The sequence below is a fragment of the Cyclobacteriaceae bacterium genome, assembly GCA_025808415.1.
Classification (GTDB): domain Bacteria; phylum Bacteroidota; class Bacteroidia; order Cytophagales; family Cyclobacteriaceae; genus UBA2336.
This window is the reverse complement of sequence record CP075525.1, coordinates 4,016,743-4,040,453: the sequence shown is the minus strand read 5'-3', so window position 1 is coordinate 4,040,453 and position 23,711 is coordinate 4,016,743. Positions and strand designations below refer to the sequence as shown.

Annotated in this window: 19 protein-coding genes; 10 read left to right on the top strand and 9 right to left on the bottom strand. The window is 45.1% G+C overall.

Annotated elements, in window-relative coordinates:
• The first annotated feature begins 9 nt into the window (after positions 1-9).
• Positions 10-1,464, top strand: a complete 1,455-nt coding sequence (locus tag KIT51_17905; GenBank protein ID UYN86704.1) for an amidohydrolase — start codon at positions 10-12, stop codon at positions 1,462-1,464.
• On the opposite strand, the gene KIT51_17900 is transcribed toward KIT51_17905, so the two are convergent.
• The 4 genes from KIT51_17900 to KIT51_17885 form a co-directional block, all read right to left on the bottom strand.
• A complete protein-coding gene (locus tag KIT51_17900) occupies positions 1,461-1,676 on the bottom strand; it encodes a DUF2892 domain-containing protein (protein ID UYN86703.1) in 216 nt (71 codons plus the stop codon). The two genes, KIT51_17905 and KIT51_17900, sit on opposite strands and share 4 nt — an antisense overlap.
• Positions 1,677-1,887: 211 nt before the next feature.
• A complete protein-coding gene (locus tag KIT51_17895; GenBank protein ID UYN88630.1) occupies positions 1,888-4,287 on the bottom strand; it encodes a penicillin acylase family protein in 2,400 nt (799 codons plus the stop codon).
• Positions 4,284-5,573 (bottom strand): aminotransferase class V-fold PLP-dependent enzyme, encoded by a 1,290-nt coding sequence (locus tag KIT51_17890; GenBank protein UYN86702.1) that lies wholly within the window; start codon positions 5,571-5,573, stop codon positions 4,284-4,286. Before KIT51_17890 ends, KIT51_17895 begins: the two co-directional genes overlap by 4 nt.
• A 58-nt stretch (positions 5,574-5,631) precedes the next feature.
• Entirely contained in the window at positions 5,632-6,186 is a 555-nt protein-coding gene (locus KIT51_17885) for an ATP-binding protein (protein UYN86701.1), read from the bottom strand.
• Positions 6,187-6,252: 66 nt separating this feature from the next.
• On the opposite strand from KIT51_17885, the gene KIT51_17880 reads away from it, so the two are divergent.
• Both KIT51_17880 and KIT51_17875 read left to right on the top strand, forming a co-directional pair.
• Positions 6,253-7,713, top strand: coding sequence for an FAD-dependent oxidoreductase (locus tag KIT51_17880; GenBank protein UYN86700.1), 1,461 nt, complete (start codon positions 6,253-6,255; stop codon positions 7,711-7,713).
• 49 nt (positions 7,714-7,762) lie between these two features.
• Positions 7,763-8,503 carry a VIT1/CCC1 transporter family protein gene (locus KIT51_17875; GenBank protein ID UYN86699.1) on the top strand — a complete coding sequence of 247 codons (741 nt, stop codon included), beginning with the start codon at positions 7,763-7,765 and terminating at the stop codon, positions 8,501-8,503.
• On the opposite strand, the gene KIT51_17870 is transcribed toward KIT51_17875, so the two are convergent.
• From KIT51_17870 to KIT51_17850, 5 genes are all read right to left on the bottom strand, one after another.
• Complete coding sequence (locus KIT51_17870; protein ID UYN86698.1) at positions 8,496-9,950, bottom strand: TolC family protein; 1,455 nt, start codon at positions 9,948-9,950, stop codon at positions 8,496-8,498. The two genes, KIT51_17875 and KIT51_17870, sit on opposite strands and share 8 nt — an antisense overlap.
• Complete coding sequence (locus KIT51_17865) at positions 9,937-11,238, bottom strand: HlyD family efflux transporter periplasmic adaptor subunit (GenBank protein UYN86697.1); 1,302 nt, start codon at positions 11,236-11,238, stop codon at positions 9,937-9,939. Before KIT51_17865 ends, KIT51_17870 begins: the two co-directional genes overlap by 14 nt.
• Position 11,239: 1 nt before the next feature.
• Positions 11,240-13,420 carry an ATP-binding cassette domain-containing protein gene (locus KIT51_17860; GenBank protein ID UYN86696.1) on the bottom strand — a complete coding sequence of 727 codons (2,181 nt, stop codon included), beginning with the start codon at positions 13,418-13,420 and terminating at the stop codon, positions 11,240-11,242.
• Positions 13,410-14,102 carry a TetR/AcrR family transcriptional regulator gene (locus KIT51_17855; GenBank protein UYN86695.1) on the bottom strand — a complete coding sequence of 231 codons (693 nt, stop codon included), beginning with the start codon at positions 14,100-14,102 and terminating at the stop codon, positions 13,410-13,412. Before KIT51_17855 ends, KIT51_17860 begins: the two co-directional genes overlap by 11 nt.
• Positions 14,103-14,200: 98 nt before the next feature.
• Positions 14,201-14,884 carry a septal ring lytic transglycosylase RlpA family protein gene (locus KIT51_17850; GenBank protein UYN88629.1) on the bottom strand — a complete coding sequence of 228 codons (684 nt, stop codon included), beginning with the start codon at positions 14,882-14,884 and terminating at the stop codon, positions 14,201-14,203.
• 112 nt (positions 14,885-14,996) lie between these two features.
• Between KIT51_17850 and guaB the strand changes: the two genes are divergently transcribed.
• The 7 genes from guaB to KIT51_17815 all read left to right on the top strand — a co-directional run bounded on the left by guaB (position 14,997) and on the right by KIT51_17815 (position 23,655).
• Positions 14,997-16,469: an IMP dehydrogenase gene (guaB, locus tag KIT51_17845; protein UYN86694.1), complete on the top strand. Its 1,473-nt coding sequence runs from the start codon at positions 14,997-14,999 to the stop codon at positions 16,467-16,469.
• 122 nt (positions 16,470-16,591) lie between these two features.
• Complete coding sequence (locus KIT51_17840) at positions 16,592-18,652, top strand: SpoIIE family protein phosphatase (GenBank protein ID UYN86693.1); 2,061 nt, start codon at positions 16,592-16,594, stop codon at positions 18,650-18,652.
• Positions 18,653-18,710: 58 nt separating this feature from the next.
• The gene (locus KIT51_17835; protein UYN86692.1) at positions 18,711-19,049 is read left to right on the top strand and encodes an STAS domain-containing protein; all 339 of its coding nucleotides are present in this window, start codon (positions 18,711-18,713) and stop codon (positions 19,047-19,049) included.
• Positions 19,046-19,465, top strand: a complete 420-nt coding sequence (locus KIT51_17830) for an ATP-binding protein (protein UYN86691.1) — start codon at positions 19,046-19,048, stop codon at positions 19,463-19,465. Before KIT51_17835 ends, KIT51_17830 begins: the two co-directional genes overlap by 4 nt.
• Before the next feature lie 15 nt (positions 19,466-19,480).
• Positions 19,481-21,436, top strand: a complete 1,956-nt coding sequence (locus KIT51_17825) for a peptidylprolyl isomerase (GenBank protein UYN86690.1) — start codon at positions 19,481-19,483, stop codon at positions 21,434-21,436.
• A gap of 7 nt (positions 21,437-21,443) precedes the next feature.
• Positions 21,444-22,301, top strand: coding sequence for a peptidyl-prolyl cis-trans isomerase (locus tag KIT51_17820; GenBank protein ID UYN88628.1), 858 nt, complete (start codon positions 21,444-21,446; stop codon positions 22,299-22,301).
• Positions 22,285-23,655: a peptidylprolyl isomerase gene (locus KIT51_17815; GenBank protein UYN86689.1), complete on the top strand. Its 1,371-nt coding sequence runs from the start codon at positions 22,285-22,287 to the stop codon at positions 23,653-23,655. Before KIT51_17820 ends, KIT51_17815 begins: the two co-directional genes overlap by 17 nt.
• Positions 23,656-23,711 lie beyond the last annotated feature (56 nt).

Here is a 23,711-nt window from a genome sequence, read left to right as displayed (position 1 = left end):
AAATTAGCTATGCGTATACTTTTATCGACCTCACTTCTCAGCCTAACTATTTTGGCTGCTGCTCAGGTAATAAAACCAAAGGACCTGGCAACTGTAAAAAGAAACGCCACTGATCGGTTGGATAAGCAATATGGTCAATACAAGCAGTCAGCTTTGAATATCTGGGAATACGCAGAAGTTGGTTACAAGGAGTACAAAAGTGCAGCCGAGTTGACGACCCTGCTTTCAAAAAATGGTTTTGCAATGGCAGAGGGAGTTGCAGGTATACCTACTGCTTTTGTTGCCACGTATGGATCAGGCAGCCCGGTTATTGGTATACTGGCAGAGTACGATGCCCTTCCGGGGTTATCGCAAAAAGCAGTTCCGGAGAAAAGCCCTGATCCTTCGCGCAAGGCCGGCCATGCCTGTGGGCACCATTTATTTGGGGTGGCATCTGTTGCGGCTGCCATTGAATTAAAGGAAACGATGCAGAAAACCGGATTAAAAGGAACGATTAAAGTTTTTGGAACACCCGCTGAAGAAGGTGGATCGGGAAAAGTTTATATGGTGCGCGAAGGACTTTTTAATGGCGTTGATGTGGTGATGCACTGGCACCCCAGCAGCCGTAATGCAGCTAACCCATCCTCATCGTTGGCGAATGTATCGGCTAAGTTCCGGTTTCATGGTGTTTCTGCCCATGCAGCAGGTGCACCTGAAAAAGGCAGGTCAGCGTTGGATGCAGTGGAAGCTATGAATTACATGGTAAATATGATGCGCGAGCACATACCTTCCGATACGCGCATTCATTATGTGATAACACGAGGTGGTGAAGCACCTAATGTTGTGCCCGACTATGCTGAAGTTTACTATTATGCCCGTCATCCGAAGCGCGATGTGTTGGCCGAAATTTTTGGTCGGATTCAGAAAATTGCAGAGGGCGCAGCAATGGGAACTGAAACCCGGATGGAAATGGAGATTATCGGAGGTGTTTATGACCTGCTTCCCAACGAAGTGTTGGCAAAGCTGATGCATCAAAACCTAACCCTGGTGGGGGGTGTAAATTATTCAGCCGATGAAGTTGAGTGGGCTAAGAAAATCCAGCAAACCCTGATCGGCCCATCGCAACCCGCTATCGTAACGGCAGGCCAAGTTGAACCTTATAAAGTTGATGCTTCCGGCAGCGGTGGTTCAACTGATGTAGGCGATGTAAGTTATGTTGTGCCGACCGTGGGGTTGGGAACAGCAACCTGGGTACCAGGTACACCTGCCCACAGTTGGCAAGCGGTGGCCTGCGGTGGAACCGATATAGGTATTAAAGGAATGATGGTAGCTGCTAAAACACTAGCCCTAACGGGTATTGACCTATTCAACGACCCAGCGCAAATACAAAAAGCCAAAGAAGAGTATCAAAAACGAATTGGCCCCAATTTTAAATACTCCGCTTTGCTGGGCGACAGAAAACCTGCCTTAGATTACCGCGATTAGCTTGTTGTTTTGTTCGTTGTGCAGGTGTTAAGCCCCACAATTGCATAAAGCGGGCAGAAACTCACCAGGCTGGTGAGCACAAACACGGCACCTAAAATCAACAGTATTAAACCAAGTGTACCAGTTACTGTGTTTGTGAAATACAAAGCAGCAAATACAATAGCCAACACAATGCGTATGGCTTTGTCGGTATTTCCCATGTTCTTTTTCATAGTATTTTTTGTTTATAAGATTTTTTGATAGAGCCAAACCATTCCCGCTACGATGCCTGCACACATAAGGCATACAACCAGCAGTTTGAGCATTTTACTTTTCATTGAACAGTCGGCACAAAATAGTACCAGCAAACTAATTATTATGTGACTTTAGTTACCAACTGATAAAAATCAGGGCTATGAATCCTTGGCATTAAATTAAAAATGATTATTGCCTTTTTGGTTTAAAGAACGTTGTTTCCTTGGCCATCGCTTTAATTTTTTCCTTCGAAAAAGGAACCATAAAATGTTCATCGTTAGCCCAACCGCTAAAGAGGTTGTTATAAAACGGGCTTCTGATATCACCACTTTGACCGGGCGCGTTGGTAAAGGAAGTATTGTCCCAATCAGATAAATCGGCAATCATACGAAAGGTTGCGCCATGGCTTTGGTTATCGTTGTTGCTGGTTACACCGGGCGTTGAGCCCGAGCCCCCGCGTGGCAGAGGCCCACAATTAAATATTTTTTGGAGCGAATCATTTAAGGCATTACTAAGTACATGTTTTATTAATACATGGTGGTATAAGGGCTGGCCGTAATTCCATTTTTTCTCGTCAGCACCTAATTTCACACGAAGGTTTTTTACAGCTTCGGTAAAGCAAATGGCCATAAAAGTATCCCTGCCATTAAGTTCTGGCCGATCGGATTTGATCCAGTGAATTAATTTTTTTACGGGTACTGTTTTAATCCATTGCTGTGCCTTAGCAGGAACAAAAAGAGGGTGTGCACGTTCCCGCAATTGCTTTTCCCAGGCAAAATATATACCTGCTTCAACCGAATTTTTATCGAGCACAAAATTCCACTGTGTTACAATTTTTCTTAGGCTATCAAGTTTGCGATCAGGAAAAGTTAAATTTTTCAAATAAGGAACAAGTTCGCTGGCCGGAATGGAGAAATAATCAAATTGAAGTTTTTGCATATCCGCCACACTGAATTTTTTATTTTCGGCCAATACTGCATTTATCCGTATGGCACGACTACTGTCGGCCCATTCCCAACCTACTGAATTCCTGTATTCATAATTTTCAGGTACCAGGTTTTCATTAGCGGTTGCCCAGAATTTTTTTTCAGGATTATGGAGGTGTGGAAGTTGCTTCACCGGCAGGTAGCCATCCCATTCAAATCGGCCATCGCCCGGCACCGGCACTAAGCCACTCCAGTTTTTTCTTACAGGCGCAATACCCACAACTTGCCAACCTGTGTTTCCGGTTTTGTCAGCCCAAATCATATTTTCCCCAGGAATGTGGCTGTACGTGCAAGCTTCGCGGAACTCTTCCCATGTAGTGGCAGTATTCATGCGCAGGCTTGCCAGGTATGGAGCACCGCCCGGCTCAAGCCAGGCGCAACGTACAGCATAAGCTTTGTTTCGTTTTTGATCAACAAAGGTTACCGGTCCATGCCGCGTGTATTGGTGTGTTACGTAAACATCAGCCGATCCTTTTACCCGAATGGTGTCTTTAATTAAAGTCATCTCCTCCCAACCGTTTTTGTATTTGTATTGGTTTGGGTTGCGTGGATTGATTTCATAAACCATCAGGTCTTCGCCATCAATGTTGAAAATAGTTAAACCCCATGCGCCATAATCATTATGGCCTATGGATATACCGGGTATGGTGGGTTCACCACCACCTACTACATTCCAGCCGGGGGCATTCAGGTGCACCATATAGCGTAACGAAGGGACTGCAACAGCCCGATGGGGATCGTTTGCCAGCAATGGAAAGCCGGTGATTGATTTTTCTCCCGTAACAATCCAGTTGTTGCTGCCAATGGTTCGGTGCTCGGCAGAGTTCATTTCTTCATATCTACGCTGATCCTCCACAACAAGCGCATTGAATAGGCGCATATCACGATTACTATGCGCTATCACATCGTTGGGTGTGAATGTTATGGGTTTGCGGAAAGCTTCATAGGGCCCGATAACATTTTCGAAAAGTCCTTGTGGCTCAATTGCTCCATCAAGTGTAAGTTCTGGCTCGCCAGGTTCAAATACCTTTACGTCTTTGACTTTTTCTTTGCCCAGTAAAATTACCGAGCGTGCAATAGCCAGTTCATCAGTCAGGTTGCCCAATAAACCTTGATGGCGTGAGATAACCAGGTCGGGTGTCCAAAAGCCCGGAGTGATACCAAGCAGTTTGAATTCGGGTGAGAGCAGTTCGGGGTCATTCTCTGTTTGTGCGATAAAGGCATTGATGCCATCAGTAAAAGCCTGAATAATAGACTCGCCACGCGGGTGGTAATGGTTTAGTTCGGTTTTCAGGTTGCCCCTGTACTTAAAAAGGCGTGCACCAATATCGCGTTGTAGTTCACGCTCACCCAGTATTTCGGCAACGGTGCCTGAGGCCTGTCTGCGCCACAGTTCAAATTGGAAGAGTCGGTCTTTAGCGGCACAATAACCTTGTGCAAAAAACAAGTCGTGTTCGTTAGTGGCGAAAATATGATTAACACCATGCTCATCCCGCATTACCTCAACCACACTGATAAGTCCGTTGATTTCAAGTGTTGCCTTTTTTGGACGGGGAGCACATCCAACAATGAATAACAGCAGTAAAAACCCAAAACGCTTCATGAGGTAGCGATCTTCCATACGGCATCCACAAACCTGTCAAGGTCTTTGGTTGAGGTATACACATGTGGTGTTACACGCACACAACTGATGTTCTCCCACTTAATGGAAGTGGTGTGAATTTGATGTTCGTTAAACAAGCGGGCGGTTACATCACCAGGGTCAATTCCATCAACTGAAAACGTTCCTAAGGCACAGGCATATTCCGGTTTCATGGAAACATGAAGTTTGATCCGCGGATTTCTGGCTACCTTATCACACCAGTAATTTTTTAAATACCGAAGCCTTTCTTCCTTGCGCTTGCTGCCAATGCCGTTGTGAAAATCAATCGCCTGGCCAATGGCTTGCTCCGGGGCAAACGATCGGGTGCCTAATGTTTCAAATTTTCGGATGTTACTGTCAGTGGGTTTATCGTTGGGGAATAATGGCCACAAGCCGGCAATGTTTTCCCTTTTAACATACAACATGCCTGTGCCAAATGGTGCGCTTAACCATTTGTGTAAACTGGTTCCATAATAATCGGGATTAAAATCTTTAATACTGAAATCCATGTGGGCAAACGTGTGGGCTCCATCAACTATAGAGATAATGTTTCGTTTGCGTGCTTCTTCACATAACTTTTTTACCGGCAAAATTTGGCCGGTCCAATTGATCATGTGTGTGATGTGCCAGATTTTTGTTTTGGCTGTGGTGGCATTGATGAACTCTTTTACGAAAGCATCATCATTTTCAATGGGCAGGTTAAAGCTTATCCACTTTATTTTTATGCCATCGCGCATTTCTTTTTGTTTCCAGGCCTGTACCATGTTGGGGTAGTCTTGTTTGGTCATCACAATCTCATCGCCTTTTGCCATCGTTAATCCCCAGGTTACTGTATCAAGTGCCTCGGTGGCATTACGGTTAACCGCCAGTTCTTCGGGTGAGGTACCGGCCAGGTCTGCCAGTTTTCTTCGCACGGCCTCCCGGCCTTTATCCAATATTTGCCACATGTAATAGGTGGGGGCCTCGTTGCTCAAGTGATAATACCGGTCAACGGCATCTTGCACTACTTTTGGTTGTGGGCTAACACCGCCATTGTTCAGGTTTAGGATGTTTGGGGAAACGGTGTAGGCCTGCGCCATACGTGCCCAAAGTTCCTCGTCAGTGGCAGCATCGAGCGGGGTAAGTTTATTCAAAGAAAGAAGGGCACCGGCAACATCTTCAGCAAGTGCTTGTTGGGCAAGGGGTGTAAGGGCAAATGTTCCGGCAAGGCCGAATGACTTGCGGAAGAAAGATCTGCGGGAGCTCATGGTATTTAGGTTTAGCTGGAAGGAAGGTATCATTTTACCTTCAAAACCAAAACAACTTTTATGTGGTAAGGCGATTTGGGTTGGCCAGGGCATCAATGGCTGCAATGGCCAATGCTTTTCGTGTTTGCCGGTCACCACTTATTTCCACCGGGGTGATGCCTTGCGCCAGCAATTCATTTTTATAAAGGTTGTAAAAGTATTCGCGCTTATCCGGATGCTCGCGTTGCGGGTCATTCTCCCACGGTATATCAATGCCGGTAAGCAGGTGCAAATCGTACCTGCGCGATTTCATCATCGACAAAATTTTAGCATCACAATTTCCGTATTTGAACTCACTCCACACTTTAATTACGGTAAGGTCAGTGTCGCAGATCAGTAGCATGTTGGCTTTTAAAGCAAGCTCATCCTCCGTAAAGAGCTGCCACTGGGCAATGGTGTACAGGTCGGCTTGTTGGTATGGTCGATCGAGCCGCCCGATATAACCACGTGCATATTCGGGCACCCACACCGTTTCGTAATGTTCGGCCAGGGCCATTGAAAGATCTGTTTTACCGGTACATTCCGGCCCAACAATAGCAATTCGTTTTACCTTTCCATTGCTTGGGGTATACATGGGCTCAACTTTGGGGCATTTTCTTAAAACTCTAATGATCGTTATCTTTCAGGAAATAAGCACACGGTGAAGCGCAGAAAAGCAATTAAACAAATCGGGTTGGGTTTATCGGCAGGGCTGGCATTGCCCTGGTTGGGTTCATGTAAAGCGGATGATCCCGGACCGGAGATCAAATATGATGGCGTTGTGGGCATTATCGGTGCCGGTGCAGCAGGTTTATTAGCCGCAGACATTCTCATTTCAAAAGGTGTGAAGGTTAAGATTTTCGAAGCCTCCGACCAGGTAGGAGGAAGGGTACGGACTTTCAGGAGAAGCGATATATCTACTGATTCGTTAACCGTTTTTCCGGCTGCATTACCCTATTCTGATTTTCCGCTTGAACTTGGTGCGGACAGGATTATCGGTTCCGATTCGCGATGGGCAGAGATTGTTAAGTTGATGAAAGTGCCGGTGGTTGATTTCAGGGCATTAAGTACAGATGGTTACATTATTGAAGATGCATTTTTTAGTGAAGAAGATGCTTTGCTGGATGCAGACTTTGTTACGGCCAAAAATTTCAGGGACACATTCGCTGCGTTTAGCGGTGGAGCCAACACCACCGTGTTACAGGCAGCCCAGGGTGCAGGTATTGCCATACGCGTACAAACACTTATAAACTCGTGGCTGGGCAACCGCTATGGTTCATCATCCGACAGGATAGGGGCAAATGCATTGGCCGAGGCCCTGGCGCTTATTGAACACGATGGCAAAGAGTTCACTTCAAGCTCCAATCCTTTGCAGGATGTTTTATTGTCGCGCTATGTGCGCGCAGTATCCTCCATTCAATTTAATGCTAAAGTGCAGTCGGTAAACTATGGTGGCGAGAAGGTTGAAATTTCACATTCCAACGGAACGGACACCGTTGATAAAGTAATCGTTACGGTTCCGGTTTCCATTTTAAAAGCAGGCGATATAAGTTTCACCCCATCGCTGCCGTCATCAAAATCAAGTGCCATGAGCCGCATTGGTATGGATGCTTCCATCCGCTTAATACTGGAGTTTAAACGCAATTTTTACGGTGAGGCTATGGCCGCTTTGCTGGGCGGAGTGCAAGGGCCTGATTACCTGAATTCGGCCATTGGCCGGAGCACATTAAATAAAACACTTTCCATTACGATAAACGGACCAAAGGCTGAACAGCTTAGTTTGCTGCCGGGCGATTTAGCCGTGCAGCAATTGCTTGCTGAAATGGACACCGTTTTTGGTGGAAGCCTGGCGACCAATAACATCCGAAGGGATACGGCAGACAATTCGTTGGTGTACACCATGAAGGATTGGACAAAAGATCCATTAATTAAAGGTGGATTTTCTTACCCCTTGCCGGGAGGCTCCAATGCCGATCGCACGGTGTTGGCTGAGCCTGTTGGTGACAAATTATTTTTTGCCGGTGAAGCCACAGACGACAAGGGTGAATATGGTACCGTAAGTGGTGCGCTTAATTCGGGCGAACGCGCAGCCTTTGAAGTGATTGATGCCATTCTTGCCTGAGTCGGCAATTCCGTACCTTACTACTTCATAACACCCTCAATTTTTAGGTATGTCAGTTCACCAACAACACGAAGACCGTTTACACGGCACTTCTACGATTTTTAAAAAGGTTGAAAAGTATTTGCCTGAAATGGTTTATGGTTCAATTGATGGCATCGTTACAACTTTTGCTGTGGTGGCCGGATCGGCCGGTGCCGGTTTAAGCATTGAGGTCGTTCTGATACTGGGTGTAGCCAACCTGGTAGCCGATGGGCTGTCCATGTCCATTGGTGCATTTCTCTCCAAGCGTTCAGAAATTGACAACTACAACAAGCATTTGAAAATAGAAGAATGGGAAATTGATAATGTGCCCGATGTTGAGCGCAAGGAGATTGAAGATATTTATCGTGAAAAAGGATTTGAAGGGGCGGAATTGGAAATGGTGGTGAACCGCATAACTTCTAACCGCGAAGTGTGGCTGCAAACCATGATGCACGATGAACTGGGGCTGATGAAAGAAACCAAGTCTCCCTTTAAATCAGGATTGTTTACGTTTTTGGCCTTTGTTGTGGCTGGGGCAGTACCGTTGTTTTCTTACGTGGCCACGTTGATGAACAAAGTGGAAGCAAGTCCATTTTTCATTTCTTCATTGTTCACCTTCATCACCTTTATCTTAATCGGGGCTGCAAAGAATTTCGTAACCCAGTCGGGCTATGTGCGTAGCATTGTTGAAACGGTTGGTTTGGGTGTTGTGGCCGCGGTTGCCGCCTATGCGCTGGGCGATTTGCTGGAACAAATCATACTTAGTTAACTGCACCGAGATTTCTAACCCCGGCCGCCCAGTACAGCATGGCTTTCTGCTTTTCGTAGTCGGCCATGAGTTTTACTAATTTGGTTTGCGCCTGTATCAGCCTTTCTTGTTGGATGTTTATGCGGAACAAATCACTTTCCCCATTTTCAAAATTCAATATTTCAGCTTGTAACAACCGCTCGTAGTTGTTTACCATATCGGTTTGGTTGTTCATGATCGCAGCGGTATTGACAAGCATGTTATGTGTGGCGTTTACATCATTTACTATTTGCCGTTCGGCCATGTTTCGCTCATATTGAGTCCCTGAAATTTTTAACCGTGTCAGGGCAAGTTTCGATCGTTCCTTTCGCAGCAAAACAGGGAAACTGAAATCAAGGCCAAATTTGTAATTGTTACCAAGACTGAAATTCGTATTCCAGTCAGGATCAAACGGCTGATTGAGAAAACTGTAATTTACATCCAACCGTGGCTTTAAAAATTCAGCGGCCAGCCTACGCTCGTTTTCAAGTTGCAACAGTTTAATGGAAAGCTTGCGCAATTCCGGATGGTTAGCACGTGCCTGTTCGGTTAACGCATTTAATTCAAGCGCGGTTAATACAAGCAAATCGCGTTGCAGTACGGGCACCATGGATGGGGTAAGGGCAAGCGGGTTACTAAGACTGTCCCATAAATATGTGCTTAGTATAATGCCAGTGTTTTGGAAATCAAGAATTGCTTCCTGTTGTTCAATTAACCGCTGCTGAAGCGTAATTTTTGCCTGCACGGTATCAATGGCGGCAGCCTCTCCTAATTCAGCATTTATTTTTGTGCGAAGGAAAATTTCATTTGCCACCTCAACACCTTTCGCCAATAACCGGAAGTTATAATAGGCATTGTACCAGCTCCAGTAATCTTTTGCTGCGCTAAGAAGCAGGTAGTTGATTTGTTTTACTTGTTCGGCTTCTGTTAAATCCTGGAATAACTCGGCTTGCCTCAGGGCTATTCTTCGTTCATCGGTAATCAGCCCACGGCCTAATGGCATAGAGATGCCCGCATAAAATTGGCGGAAATTAAAATCATTGGCAATGAAGCGCTCGGGATTCAGGTATTGCCCTTCATTACGTTCTACTCCAATTTTAGGATCAAAGGGGAGAATGGTGGGAACCGAAACACCGCCATTGAACACCTGATAATACTCCGTTTCGCCAAATTCTTTTTTAAGGTACTGTACTTCAATTTTAGGATCGAAATTGCCCCGTGCCAGCCGGATTTCCTGTCGCGCAACATCAGACAGCAAACGTGTTTGTTTTGCTATAGGATGGTTGCCGATGACAAGAAAATAAAAATTTTCAATGGTAAACGGTCGTGCTGTATCGGGCAATGTAAAAATATCGTCCGTGATCCGCTGGCCAGTTGCATGGTTAAGAATACCCAGAAGAAAAAAGAAAAGTACTTTACTTCTCATCATAGCTTTCCGAATCTTTCTTTTGTTTTCTTTCCAACACTTCATCGAGTGGGGCTTCGTACAAGCTTGGCGGGAAGCCGTTGAGTTGCCGCCAGATCTCGTACCATACCGGTACATCGTCCAACATTACCCAACCCTTAATACCCGAGCCTACCCGAAGTTGTTTTGGCCAGGGCTCATCGTTTGAATCAGGCACAACAAGTATCCTGAATTCACCGGGCTTTGAATTCACATAGTCGATCACTTTTACTTCGCCACCAAAGGTACCTACGGAAACACTGGGCCATCCTGAAAACTGCAAGGCGGGCCATCCATCAAAAACAATACGCACTTTACGGTCTTTGCTCAATAAGGGTACATCCATGGCCTTAACATACATCTCTACCGCCAGGTCGGAAATAACCAACGGCATAATGGTACAAACCGCATCACGTTCTTTTATGGTTTCACCGATGCCGGCTTTTAAAGCCTTTACCACAACTCCCGACTGGGGCGCTAAAATTTGGTATTGGTCATTTCGGATTCGCATGTTCGCAAGTTCGTTCCTCAGCTTGGCTATCTCGGCTTCGGTGTCAAACATTTCAGCCTGCGTATTACTCCTGTCCGATTCGGCCTTGCTGATTTTATCCATGTACTCAGCCTCTACCCGGTCGAGCTCAATTTTTGCGCTCAGGTAATCGGCCTGTGCACCTTGAAACTTATACTCAATTTCCTGGAATTTGGTAAGGGGAATGTTACCCGCTTCAAACAGCTTTTTGTTTCGGTCAAACTGGTTTTCTGCATTCAGGAACTTGATGCGCTCAGCCTCCAGTTTGTTGGTAGCTTGCTCGATCTTATTGTTCATGGCATCACGCAAAGCACTGATTTGCCGCGAAAGCGCTTTTGCTTTTTGGTCTTTGGCCAACAGGCTGCTTTCTTTTGCGGCAATCTGTTCCTGTAAGCGATTGAGCAACTGCGGGTCGAAATACTTTTCACGAATTTCAGTAAGCGTAATAATGGTGTCACCCTTTTCAACGTATTCGCCCTCACGTACGTGCCAATGTTGAATTCTTCCGGCAATGATGGCCTCAACCGTTTGTGGCCGGTTCTCAGGGTTGAAGGCAGTTACGTTGCCCGTGCCCCGCACGTTTTGCTGCCAGGGAACAAATAAAATAATGGTAAAGATGATTCCAATAACCATGAGCCACCGTGCCAAAATTTTGCTTGATTGTGGCGATTTAATGGCCCGCAAGGAATAGAGTTTTTCCTGTGCAATAACTTTATCGATACGTTGACGTGAAAAGTTGAGCATACTATTCTACGTATTTGTTAATGATACCATCTTTCATAAGTTGATCAAACTTTCCAATGCCCTCAATTTTTCCATCACTTAACACCACCACTTTATCACAAGCGGCCATCACCAACGGGTCGTTGGATACGGCCACCAACGTCCAGTGATTTTTTCGATCGACCACACATTGAACTAAATCCAGTTTTGATTGTCTTTTCAGGCCGTTGAAGAAGTCGTTGAGGATAAGCAGCCTGGGCTTTTTGGCAAGGCACCTGGCCAATATAAGTTTGTGAATGTTTGTGTTGGACCAGTTTTTACCGCCACTGTTCAGCCGTGTGTTTAACCCTTGTGGCAGCCGGTTTACTTCGTCAGCCAAACCAACTTGTTCCAATGCTTCAATGGCATCCTGTACACTTTCCATGGGCTTGCCCACGGTTATGTTTTCCAATATGGTGCCGTCAAAAATATCTTCCTGCGAAATGTTTTTTCCAATCTTATCGCGAAGGTGGGTAAGGTCCAGGTCGCGGATGGAATACCCATTGATGGTTACAACACCTTCAAAGTTTGTGTATATACCAGAAATAATATTGGTTAATGTTGTTTTGCCCGCTCCCCCGGCTCCACTAATACAGATGTGTTCTCCCGGTGCAATTTCAAGGTCCAAACCCTTTAAAATATAGCCCGACTGATCAGGATATTTATACTTTAGGTCTTTCATGCGTACAGCAAAACCTTGTTGGGGTTGGTTATCCTTGGTCATATCCAGCCCGCCAATTTTTTCCAGCGGAACATCTGTTACGGCTGCCACCTTATCAACGGCTGTTAGCAAATCGTAGAGTACATCCATGTACATGATTATTTTTTCTACGGAGTTAAGCAATAGAATGATAATTACTTCAGAGGCCACAAATTGTCCTAGGGTAATCTGCCGATCAACCACCAGATAAGTACCCACTACCAGTAAACCACCGGTAACCGCAGCTTTGAAGAAAAGAATAAATGAGAATTGTGTGATCAGCACCTTGAAATGCTGGCTCCTGAACTTCAGGTAATTGTTTACGTTGTAATCTGTTTTTTTTATGGGCAGATCGGTACTACCGGCCAGCTTGAAGGAGTTGATGGCCCGTGCAAGCTCTTCCAGCCAATGCGCTACTTTGTATTTGTATTTTGATTCTTCGATGGAGGTGTATAAACCTTTTGCCCCGGTTATATAAAAGATAATAACCAGAATGCTTAACAGACCAATACTGAAGAAAACGAAAAAGGGGTGATAAAGGGAGAGCAGGAGCAAGCCAAACAAAATCTGGATTACACCTGCCGAAAGATCAATCAGCAATTTCGGCATCCCTTTTTGTATGGTCATGATGTCGAAAAAGCGGTTTACCAATTCAGGGGCATGATTGCCGATAATGGCTTCGGCCCGCAACCGTGGAATCCTGAAGGCAAACTCCAGCGAAGCTTTGGCAAATATTTTTCGTTGCAAATGCTCGACCAGTGTGATTTGAAAAATCTGGATGCCCCCACTTAATAAAACACCAATTATAATGATGGCGATAAGCACGTAAACCGAGCTGAAAAATACACCTCCTGAAATAAGTTCAACCGTAGTTTGTATACCCAGTGGAAGCACCAGGCTTATAAGCCCAGCCACGAGGGCATAAAAGAGAATGTAATTGATTTCCTTACGCTCGGTATGCAACAAGCGGAACAAACGACTTACCGGGCTCAACTTTTTTCCGGTTACGTTTTCATCCAATCCATAGTCACTAACCAACCCCTGGTCACCAAGCAGGAGAAAGAAAATAACCTCCCCTTCGCTGTTGGTAAGCAGGGGTTGATTTTCGTTGTACGGTTCGGTAATGCTTCCCTTGTTGGTGAAGCGTGTTTGGATTCTTTTTTTCCGGGCCGGGTGGATGAGTACAGGTTCGGCCGAATCATCAGCCCGTTTAAACGCCAGAATATAATTTTCCTCTTCTTTACTAAAGCGCCTGAAGTTTTCAGGCTCGAGTTGATATTCTAATAACAACAACCTGATTTTGGTTGAAGCTTCCAGCAGGTCGCGCTTAAACTCGGTAAATTCATCGAGGCTGTAAGTTCGGTTGTTGACCTCAACAAAACGGAGTGTTTCAGCATCAAACGAATGCTCAAGAAGCAATGAGGACTCGCGAAGGATACGGATAATATGGTCGTTACTCAACATGGTCCTGCGTGTTAAGAGCGTTAAAAGCTAATACCTGTATAAACTCAAAAAGGCTGTCGTAATGCTTTTGAGGATTGAACTTAATATCGGTTAATGAGGGTAAGTGTTCGGCATAATAAAGCTGGTGGTTAATGCTAAGAATAAGTGTGCTGGCCAATGTGCTGGGGAAGGGAAATGAAGGATTAACCTGTTTAATGATTTCGGCAATTCTCCGACACACCGTTTTATAGGGCATAAACACGCCATCTTTATTGTCATTGTCAACCTGCTTGGTGAGGTAAGTTTTTTCAAACTCGCACATAACAATGCGTTGAAGGGCTTTGCCATCCATCACTTCTGAATAAACGTCCTGATTTTTTTCTTCCGTAAGCAACTTCAGGCAAATGGTTAGCTTTTCTTTCGGGTCGCGGATATTGTTGGTGGCATAATCGATTTTGTATTCCAGCCAGGTCCAATACCAGTCGATCAGGTACAGTAAAAGTCGGTGTTTATTCTCAAAGTAGCGGTACACCGAGGCCTCGGTAGATTGAATTTCGTCTGCCAGTTTCTTAAAAGTAAAATCCTCAAAGCCAAGCTTGTCAATTAGCCTTACGCTGTTTTTGATGATTTTTTGACCAAGTTCTGTGCTGTCGGGGTTGCGCAGAAACAAGGATTCCTGGAGTTTAAATGCTAGGGTAGCCACGCTTCAATATGTGATAGTAATGCTATCAAAAACGAAAGTCGCACTAATTTGTTTAGGTTCAAACTAAAATTTTTCAAAAAATCAGGAAACAGGGCTTTTTAAAGCCTGTTAAATTCGACAATGAAGGCATCGGGGAACTTTTGTTGGAGTTCGGCCTTGAATTGTTCGGCTTTTGGCCGGTTTGGGAATTGCCCTAAGATGAGGGCATAGTATTTTACACCGTTTATGATTTTCACCTGCACGGTAACCTTCTTTTGGTAGGAGCTTTTCAGGTTTTCCGCCAGCCGCATCAGGTTTACCAACTCTTGGTAGGTGCCAATCTGAACCCCAAAACCCGAAGGCTTAAACCGGCCTACTTCAAAGTGGTAGAATTCCTTTTCATCTACCGATACCTGCCCGATGGGCCTTATGGGGTCGCTCTTTTTACCATCACCGGCATCAATTACCTCCAGGCTCACTTCTGCCAATCCTTGGTTTAAGAACCCTAATTTTTCAGCGGCCGATTTCGATACATCAATAATGCGCCCGTCTACATAAGGGCCACGGTCGTTGATAATAACTTCAACCGATTGGTTATTGGCCAGGTTGGTTACACGCACTTTGGTGCCAAACGGCAGGGTTTTGTGGGCGGCCGTAAGTTTGTTGTGCTTATATTTTTCACCACTGGCGGTAGGCTTTCCTTCAAACTTATCAGCATAAAAAGAGGCTTTTCCGGTTTGTGTTTGAGCCACTGCGAGCAAGCCAATAAAACAAAACAATAGGGTTAAAATCCGTGTGGTCATGCGTTGCGTATTTGCATTCAAAGTTAACGGCATTATTGGTAAAAGGGCCATTGGTTAATCAGCAAATTAGCCTAGCTTTGCCCGGCAAATAATAGATCGTAAATTATTTGCCATGCCCCAAAACAACGCCAAATTCCTGTTTGAAGCCCTCACCTACGATGATGTACTGCTGGTTCCGGCCTATTCGGATGTGCTTCCCCGTAATACGAGCATCAACAGCAACTTAACCCGAAACATTAAGCTTAACATTCCCATAGTTTCTGCCGCTATGGATACAGTAACAGAGGCTGACCTGGCCATTAGTATGGCTTTAGAAGGAGGGCTTGGCTTCATTCATAAAAACATGCGCATCGATCAGCAGGCCGAGCAGGTGCGCAAAGTAAAACGCTCGCAGAGTGGAATGATCCTTGACCCGATAACCTTAAGCGTAAACTCAACCGTGCAGGATGCCGAAAAAATTATGCGCGAATTCAGGATTGGCGGGATACCCGTTGTAGATGGAAACGGCAAGTTGTTGGGCATTATCACCAATCGTGATTTGCGCTTTCAAAAAGACCTAAGTGTGCCGGTTGAAAAGATCATGACAAAAGAAAACCTGGTTACGGCTTCGGAGAACATTACCCTTGAGAAAGCAGAGATAATTTTGCAGGAGTACAAGATCGAAAAACTGCCAATCGTTAACAAGAAGGGTAAGTTAACAGGGCTGATTACATTTCGTGACATCCAGAAAAAGAAAAACAAACCAAATGCCTGTCAGGATAAATTTGGACGCTTGCGTGTTGGCGCTGCTGTTGGTGTAACACCCGATATTCTTGATCGTATAGAGGCACTGAAAAATGCAGGTGTTGATGTTATTACGATTGATACTGCGCACGGCCATTCGAAAGGTGTAATTGAAGCCACTAAACGTGTAAAGAAAAAGTATCTTGAAATGGATGTAGTGGTTGGAAATATCGCAACGGGAGAAGCCGCCCGGGCTTTAGTGAAAGCGGGTGCTGATGCAGTAAAAGTTGGGGTAGGCCCCGGTAGCATTTGTACTACGCGTGTTGTGGCCGGGGTTGGATTGCCGCAACTTTCGGCTGTTTATGAATCAGCAAAAGCCATTAAAGGCTCTGGTGTTCCGGTAATTGCCGATGGTGGAATTCGTTTCTCGGGCGATCTGGTAAAAGCCATAGCTGCCGGTGCCGATAGTATCATGATCGGTTCGTTGTTAGCCGGTACAGAAGAAGCTCCGGGCGAAGTTATTATTTACGAGGGGCGCAAATTTAAGTCGTACCGTGGCATGGGTTCTATCGAAGCCATGGAAGAAGGTTCCAAAGATCGATACTTTCAGGATGTAGAGGACGACATCAAAAAATTAGTACCCGAAGGTATATCCGGCAGGGTGCCCTTCAAAGGACTTGTTTCGGAAGTACTTTACCAAATGGTGGGAGGGCTGAGGGCCGGCATGGGGTATTGTGGTGCCAAGAATATTGAGGCACTTAAAAAGGCTCAGTTTGTTAAGATCACCACGGCCGGAGTTACGGAAAGCCATCCGCACGATGTAGCCATTACCCGTGAAGCCCCTAATTATAGCCGGAAGTAATAACCCTAAAGGGCTCAAATCCCCTTTTTTCCCTATAATTGCAAGGCCAATCATAACCTGATTGGCCTTTTTATTGGTTGTATAACACCCTTTATCAGGCACCCTTGGTGCTGTAGATTTCAATGCGCATTAAAGCCTTAACCCGGTTGCTTTTTATGGTGGCAGGTATTACCTGGGTGGCCTTGTTGTTTACCGACCTTTCGGTGGTTTTCAGTGTTAAAACCAACATGGACCCTGACATCCCAACCTGGTTGCCGGGGCTGCTCTTTAACCTGTTTTTAGTTGCGCTTTACTACTTCTATAAGTACCGGATCGATCGTGATGAATTGTTGAACTTTGTCGATCTGTTATGGCGTGTGTTTGCCACCGGTTTAGTGGTAACGGTAATTTCATTACTCATCCGGCTAATCGAATACTTGCCGGGCACAACCAAACTTACCAGCCTGTTCATTTATGTTGAGGCAAATTACATCATCAACCTTGGGCTGATTGCCGGATTTTTGATGGCAGCCTACACGGTTTGGAAGCGATTGATCCTTTATCAAAAGTCAAAATGGCTGTTGCGGTTATGGAGTTTCTTTGAAGGAGGCTTGCTGGTTGCCCTGGTATACAACAGCCTGGAGATTGACGGATTTGACTGGCTGAACAATGTGTTGCTGGGGTTGCTGATCGTTATCGGGCTTGTATTGTCGGCAAATATGAAGTGGGTGGCCTACCTCAACTTCAGGCAAAAGTGGACAAGCTTATTGCTCTTGCTGCTTGCCATTTTTTACGTGATGTACCTGTTCTATACTGCCAATGCCCAGGCCATAAGTGCTTTTGGTGAAGGGAGTGGTTTTGTTGATCACCGGTATCATATATTTTTTCAGTCACTTTTTATTTTCGTTACGGTTTACAGTGTTTTCTCCTTCCTTGTCATATTGTTCAACCTGCCCACCACATCGGTGTTTGAGCAAAAGCTAGAAGAGGTCGTAAACTTTCAACGCATTAGCCAATCCATTCAAACCGAGCAGAGCGAAGAAAGTGTTTATAATATTTTGCTTGAGACATCCGTAAGCACGGTGTTTGCCGATGCTGCCTGGCTGGAAATAAAAAACAACGAGCACGACCACAGGCTTTTTACTTATCACATTACCGAGAAAGAAGCCCACGATATTATTGAGCACTTGAAAAAAGAGCATGTTACCGGCATACTTGAACAAAGCCAGGATAAAACAAAAAACCTGTCAAAGCACCTGTCATCTTTACGCGGTTCACGCTTTCGTTCCATACTGGCCTTTCCCATTTATGTGAAAGGCGAAAACATCGGTACGCTTGCTTTGCTAAAAGAGCTTTCGGATGGGTTCAACCGGGAGATGACAAAAATTGTTTCCACGTTTGCCAACCAGGCCGGTATTTCAATTGAAAATTTCAGGTTATTGGAAGAGGCCCTGCAAAGTGAACGCTATAAAGAGGAACTGAAAATTGCCAAAGCGGTTCAAAAAAGCTTGCTGCCGCAGGTGTTGGACCAACATACCGATTTTGATCTGGCCGCTTTTTCTGAATCGGCCGATGAAGTGGGTGGCGATTACTACGATACACTGCGCATAAGCGATCAGCAGGTTGCCTTGATTGTAGCCGATGTTTCCGGTAAGGGAACAACCGCGGCTTTCCACATGTCGCAAATGAAGGGAATATTTCATAGCCTGGCACAAAACTGCATTCAGCCAGCCGAATTTATGGTTCGCTCGAACAAGGCTTTGGCCAATTGCCTTGAGCGTGGGTCGTTTATTTCGGCAACTTTTTTTGTGATTGATGTAGCATCCAAATCGGTTTCCTATTCGCGGGCCGGGCATTGCCCCTTGCTATATTATACAGCTGCCGCTGGTACGGCCGCTTACCGAAAAGATAAGGGCGTGGCATTGGGCATGGTTCGCAACAACGGTTATGAAAAATTTATCGAGGCCCATTCTATACCCTACCAGGCCGGGGATATTATGGTGTTGTATACCGATGGGATTACCGAAGCTAAAAATTCAAAAGGTGAAGAATTTGGCTACGATCGGCTAAGTGAGGCCATTTTGGAAGTGAAGGACAGGTCATCGCGTGAAATCCAGGAGCATTTGATTAACCGGTTGTATGAATTTACCGGAACCGAAAACATAAATGACGACTACACGACAATGATTGTAAAATTTAAATAACCGCTTGTTTTTGGATACTAAATAAGTCAACATAAATGACCACAAAACGTTAAAAGACATGGTTCAGATTAAGAGAATTCAGGAAGACGGAGCTGACATTATCGTTCCCATTGGTGAAATTGATGCCAGTTCATCCATTGAGTTGGATTTAACCATTGCCAAAAGTGTTGGTGAGGGCTACACAAAAATCCTGGTTGACTGCAGTGCCCTGGAATATATCTCGTCAGCCGGTTTGGGCGTGTTCATGTCTTATATCGAAGAATTTAACGATAAAAACATAAAAATGGTGTTGTTTGGAATGAGTGAACGGGTGATCAACACTTTTGAAATTTTAGGGTTAAGTGAGTTACTCGTAATTGTTGAGAATAAGGAAGAGGCGAAGAAGCGATTGGTATGAGGTACGTGTATAAAGTTGGGTGCAGCATCGAAAACCTTAAGGGGATCCGTGATTTCGTTAAGCAGTCGCTGAAAAATCATGAGGTCTCAGATTTGGATACCAGCGAAGTTGTACTGGCCCTTGACGAGATGTGCTCCAACCTGATGATCCATGCCCATCAGTGTAACCCAAATGATTTATTTGAACTGCACATTATTGCCGAATACGGTAGCCCCCTGGTCATGGAGATTATCGATGATGGCACTGTTTTCGACATCAATCAATTTCACGAACCGGAATTGGGCAATATCATTCATGAAAAACGAAAAGGTGGTTTAGGTATCCGGTTGGTCAAGTCCATTATGGACAAAATTGAGTATGAACAAACCGGAACCAAAAATATTTGCCGCCTCATCAAAAAAGTGCAATTCGATTAATTTTCTCAGCGAACTATGATGATACGAAGTGCAATTACAATACTGGTAATCCTGTTTTCCATTAGTGCTTCGGCACAACGTGCAAAAAAGCAGAAGCCTGCACAAATACTCTTCAGCGTTAACAACCGTCCGGTCCCCGTTGATGAGTTTATCTACCTCTACAAAAAGAACCACCAGAACAGACCGGAAGATTTTTCCAAAGAAAAAATTGAAGAATACCTCGGCCTGTTCGTCAACTTTAAACTTAAGGTAGAAGAAGCGCGAAACAGGGGACTGGACACCACCAGGGTGTTTGTGAAGGAATTTAATAATTATAAAGAGGAACTAAGAAGACCCTACCTGCCGGAAGGAAAAATGCTGGACAGCCTGGTAAGACTTACCTACAAAAGATTAACCGAAGAAGTTAAGGCATCGCATATCCTCATCAATGCTGCTCCTGATGCCTCCCCTGAAGATACCCTGAAAGCCTACACCCGCACCCTGGAATTGAAAGCAAGGGTTACAGCAGGCGAAGATTTTGGAACACTCGCAGCCATGCACTCGGAAGACCCATCGGCCAGAACGAACAAAGGAAACCTGGGCTACTTTACCGCCATGCAGATGGTTTATCCTTTTGAAAGTGCAGCATACAGCGGTAAACCTGGTGAGGTTGTGGGGCCGGTACGCACACGCTTTGGTTATCACCTGGTGTTAGTTGAAGATCGTAAACCTGCGCGTGGCGAAGTAGAAGTTTCGCACATTATGATTCGCACCGGGGGCGAGCGCCCAGATGCTAAATCGAAGAACTTGATTTTTGAAATTTATGATCAGCTTAAAGGTGGTGTTGCGTGGGAAGAACTTTGTGCCCTGTATTCAGAAGATGGTAATTCAAAAAATAACGGAGGTCGCCTTCGCCCGTTTGGGGTCGGAGCCATGGCAGCCGCACCTGAGTTTGATGCAGTAGCATTTGCATTACAGAAACCGGGTGAAATTTCCGATCCGTTTCAAACGGCCTATGGCTGGCACATGGTGCGCCTTGAACGAAAAATCCCGCTTCCATCCTACGAAGAATTGTTACCCCAACTCAAACCTCGTGTGCAGCGCGATGAGCGCGTACAGATTTCAAAACAAGCTTTGCTGGCGAAGTTAAAGAAGGACTTTTTGTACAAAGAAAATGAAGCCGGCAAATCAAAAGTTTTTGCACGGGCAGATTCAACGCTTACAAAAGGAAAATGGAGCATAAGGCAGTGGCAAGGTTCAGAAACAATTTTTACCATAAAAACCCGTTCTGTTCCGGCTAAAGAGTTTGTGCAGTATGTAAATCAGCAACAGCGAGCGACAACACAAGCACCGAAAGATTATATGGAGCAGCTATATGCATCATTTGTGGAATCGGTGATCAACCAGGCTTATGAAGATCAGCTTGTACGGGCCAACCCCGATTATGAAATGCTGCTTCGTGAATATTACGAAGGTATTTTGCTGTTCGATATTATGGAGCGGGAAGTATGGAACCGTGCCAGCGAAGACACTACCGGGCAGCGTGCCTATTACCAGCAACATAGCCATAACTTTATGGCAGGTGAACGGGTTGTAACCGAATTGTATTCGGCCGCCACGGCTGATCAGCTTGAGGCCATAAAGACTGCCGTGGAAAAGGATGACGCGAATGCCCTGGAAGAATCCATTAAAGCAAGGCGCGTACGCTTTGAAAAGGGCACTTTTCAAAAGAGCGATCGCCCGGTGCTCTCGGGCGTACCTTGGGCTGCCGGAACCTATACCACAGAAAACAACGGAATGTATTACCTTGTGCGGATTTTCGAGCTCCTTAAACCGGGCCCATTAGCCTTTGAGGAAGCCCGGGCGGCCGTTATATCAGAATACCAAAACTACCTTGAAAAAAGGTGGGTTGAGCAACTCAGGAAAAAATACGCAGTAAAAATTGATGAGAAGGGCAAGCAATATGTTTTTAAGCAACTGGTTCGCTCGTAGTAGCTGGATGGCACTTGTGGTGTTGTTAACGTTAACCGCCTGCGAACTGATCCAAATGAAACAAGACAACCCAACGGTTGACACCAAGCGCATACCGGTAGCTCGCGTAAACCGTGCTTTTTTGTATAAAGACGAATTGGGTGGCATTGTTTTACCCGGTACCACCAAAGAGGATAGCATCGTGCGGGTTGAATCCTATGTAAACAGCTGGATACGCAAGCAATTGTTGCTGCAGGAAGCGGCACGAAAAATCAACATCAACGAGGCGGAAGTAGAGCGCAAGATATTGGATTACCGTTATAGCCTTATTGCTTATGAGTACCAGGCATTCTACATCAAGCAAAACCTGGACACAGCCATTGCGGCCAACGAAATTGAAAAGTATTACAAAGAGAACCTCGACAACTTTATCCTGAAGCAGAACATCGTAAGGGCAACGTTTATTAAAGTGCCCAAATCGGCCCCGCGTACAAACAAAATCAAAGAGATGGTTTTTTCAAAAAAGGATAAGGACCTGGAGGAGTTGAAAACCTATTGCCTTAGTTTTTCCACAGCCTATCATTTAGTCGATTCCACCTGGATGGTTTTTGATGAACTGGTAAAAAATTCCCCGTTGGCTGAAATTCCTAATAAAATCCAGTTTTTAAAGGCCAATCCGTATTACGAAACATCCGATGATACTTATTTGTATTTTCTTCGTGTAATGGAATACCGAATTTCTGACAACATATCGCCACTTGAATTTGTACGCGATGATATCCGTACCATTATTTTGAACAAACGTAAAGTTGCCCTGGCCAAGCAACTGGAAGACGACATTTACAAGAAGGCCGGTAGTGATAAAGAATATGAAATTTTTAAGTAAGACCGTAGTGAAGAAGAGTTATTACCTGGCAGTTGCATGCGTTGCCTTACTGGCCGCCACTCAAGTTCATGCACAGGAAGAACCCACGGGTTTTGTTGTAGACAAAATTATTGGCAAAGTCGACAACTACATTGTGCTGAAGTCCGAACTGGATAAATCCTTCCAGGAGTATGTTTCAAATGGAGGAAACCCATCGACTGAAACACGGTGCCAGTTTTTGGCCATGTTGCTGCGCAACAAGCTAATGATGGCCAAAGCCGAAATCGACTCGGTGGTGGTAACTGATTCGGAAGTGGATGCCAACACTTCGCGAAGAATGGAGATGATACTGGCGCAATATGGCGGCTCCCCGGTTGACCTGGAAAATAAATTTGGTAAAACGCTCGAACAAATACGCTTGGAGTTGCGCGACCAGATTCGTGAGCAAATGGTGGTGAACGAAATGCAACGCCACATCACAAAAGACATAAGCGTAACACCCAATGAAGTAAGACGCTTCTTTAATAAAATCCCTAAAGACAGCTTGCCGTTTTTTTCTGCTGAAGCAGAAGTTGCCCAAATCGTTCGCATTGCAAAAGTGAGCGAAAGCCAAAAGGAAATAACAAAGCGCGAACTAATGGATATCCGTAACCGTATTTTAAGCGGTGAAGATTTTGCCACGTTGGCCAAAAAATACTCGGCCGACCCTTCCGTGACGGTTAATGGTGGCGATATGGGTTTTGTAGGCCGGGGCATGATGGTGCCCGAATTTGAGGCTGCGGCATTTAAACTTAAGCCAGGCGAAATTTCCATGCCGGTAGAAACCATGTTTGGCTTGCACATCCTTCAGTTACTTGAGCGGAGGGGAAATGAATACCATTCCCGTCACATACTCATGTCACCCTCACCCTCACCGGAAGATCTTGACAATGCCCGGAAATACCTCGACAGTTTGCGTACGCTGATTGTGAACGGAGAACTTACCTTCCAAAAGGCGGCTAAAGAATATTCTGATGATGTGGAAACAAAAGGAAGTGGTGGCTTTTTTATTGATGATGACGGAGGCACACGTATAGCCGTTGATGAGCTTGATCCGGTGGTTTTCTTCGCCATTGATTCCATGAAAGTTGGCGGCATTTCATCACCCTTGGTGTACCGTACAGAAACCGGAAAAGAGGCCGTTCGTATTTTATATTACAAATCGCGGGTGCCCCCGCACCAGGCATCCTTAAAGGAAGACTGGCAGCGCATTCAAAACGCAACACTTAACCAAAAGCAAAATCGTGCACTTGAAAAGTGGTTTGATAAGGCGCGCAAAGATGTTTTCATCAGTATTGATCCAGCCTATGATTATTGCGGCATTTTGGATGATTGACGTTCATGTAAAAAACCGGCCATCATAAAAGCATTTACAGTAGGTTTGTTAAAATT

What these genes read in the sequence shown, in the direction of transcription:
- KIT51_17905 (UYN86704.1), top strand. Translation starts at nt 10, where the DNA reads ATGCGTATACTTTTATCGACCTCACTTCTCAGCCTAACTATTTTGGCT.
- KIT51_17900 (UYN86703.1), bottom strand. Translation starts at nt 1,676, where the DNA reads ATGAAAAAGAACATGGGAAATACCGACAAAGCCATACGCATTGTGTTG.
- KIT51_17895 (UYN88630.1), bottom strand. Translation starts at nt 4,287, where the DNA reads ATGAAGCGTTTTGGGTTTTTACTGCTGTTATTCATTGTTGGATGTGCT.
- KIT51_17890 (UYN86702.1), bottom strand. Translation starts at nt 5,573, where the DNA reads ATGAGCTCCCGCAGATCTTTCTTCCGCAAGTCATTCGGCCTTGCCGGA.
- KIT51_17885 (UYN86701.1), bottom strand. Translation starts at nt 6,186, where the DNA reads ATGTATACCCCAAGCAATGGAAAGGTAAAACGAATTGCTATTGTTGGG.
- KIT51_17875 (UYN86699.1), top strand. Translation starts at nt 7,763, where the DNA reads ATGTCAGTTCACCAACAACACGAAGACCGTTTACACGGCACTTCTACG.
- KIT51_17870 (UYN86698.1), bottom strand. Translation starts at nt 9,950, where the DNA reads ATGATGAGAAGTAAAGTACTTTTCTTTTTTCTTCTGGGTATTCTTAAC.
- KIT51_17865 (UYN86697.1), bottom strand. Translation starts at nt 11,238, where the DNA reads ATGCTCAACTTTTCACGTCAACGTATCGATAAAGTTATTGCACAGGAA.
- KIT51_17860 (UYN86696.1), bottom strand. Translation starts at nt 13,420, where the DNA reads ATGTTGAGTAACGACCATATTATCCGTATCCTTCGCGAGTCCTCATTG.
- KIT51_17850 (UYN88629.1), bottom strand. Translation starts at nt 14,884, where the DNA reads ATGACCACACGGATTTTAACCCTATTGTTTTGTTTTATTGGCTTGCTC.
- guaB (UYN86694.1), top strand. Translation starts at nt 14,997, where the DNA reads ATGCCCCAAAACAACGCCAAATTCCTGTTTGAAGCCCTCACCTACGAT.
- KIT51_17840 (UYN86693.1), top strand. Translation starts at nt 16,592, where the DNA reads ATGCGCATTAAAGCCTTAACCCGGTTGCTTTTTATGGTGGCAGGTATT.
- KIT51_17835 (UYN86692.1), top strand. Translation starts at nt 18,711, where the DNA reads ATGGTTCAGATTAAGAGAATTCAGGAAGACGGAGCTGACATTATCGTT.
- KIT51_17830 (UYN86691.1), top strand. Translation starts at nt 19,046, where the DNA reads ATGAGGTACGTGTATAAAGTTGGGTGCAGCATCGAAAACCTTAAGGGG.
- KIT51_17825 (UYN86690.1), top strand. Translation starts at nt 19,481, where the DNA reads ATGATGATACGAAGTGCAATTACAATACTGGTAATCCTGTTTTCCATT.
- KIT51_17820 (UYN88628.1), top strand. Translation starts at nt 21,444, where the DNA reads ATGGCACTTGTGGTGTTGTTAACGTTAACCGCCTGCGAACTGATCCAA.
- KIT51_17815 (UYN86689.1), top strand. Translation starts at nt 22,285, where the DNA reads ATGAAATTTTTAAGTAAGACCGTAGTGAAGAAGAGTTATTACCTGGCA.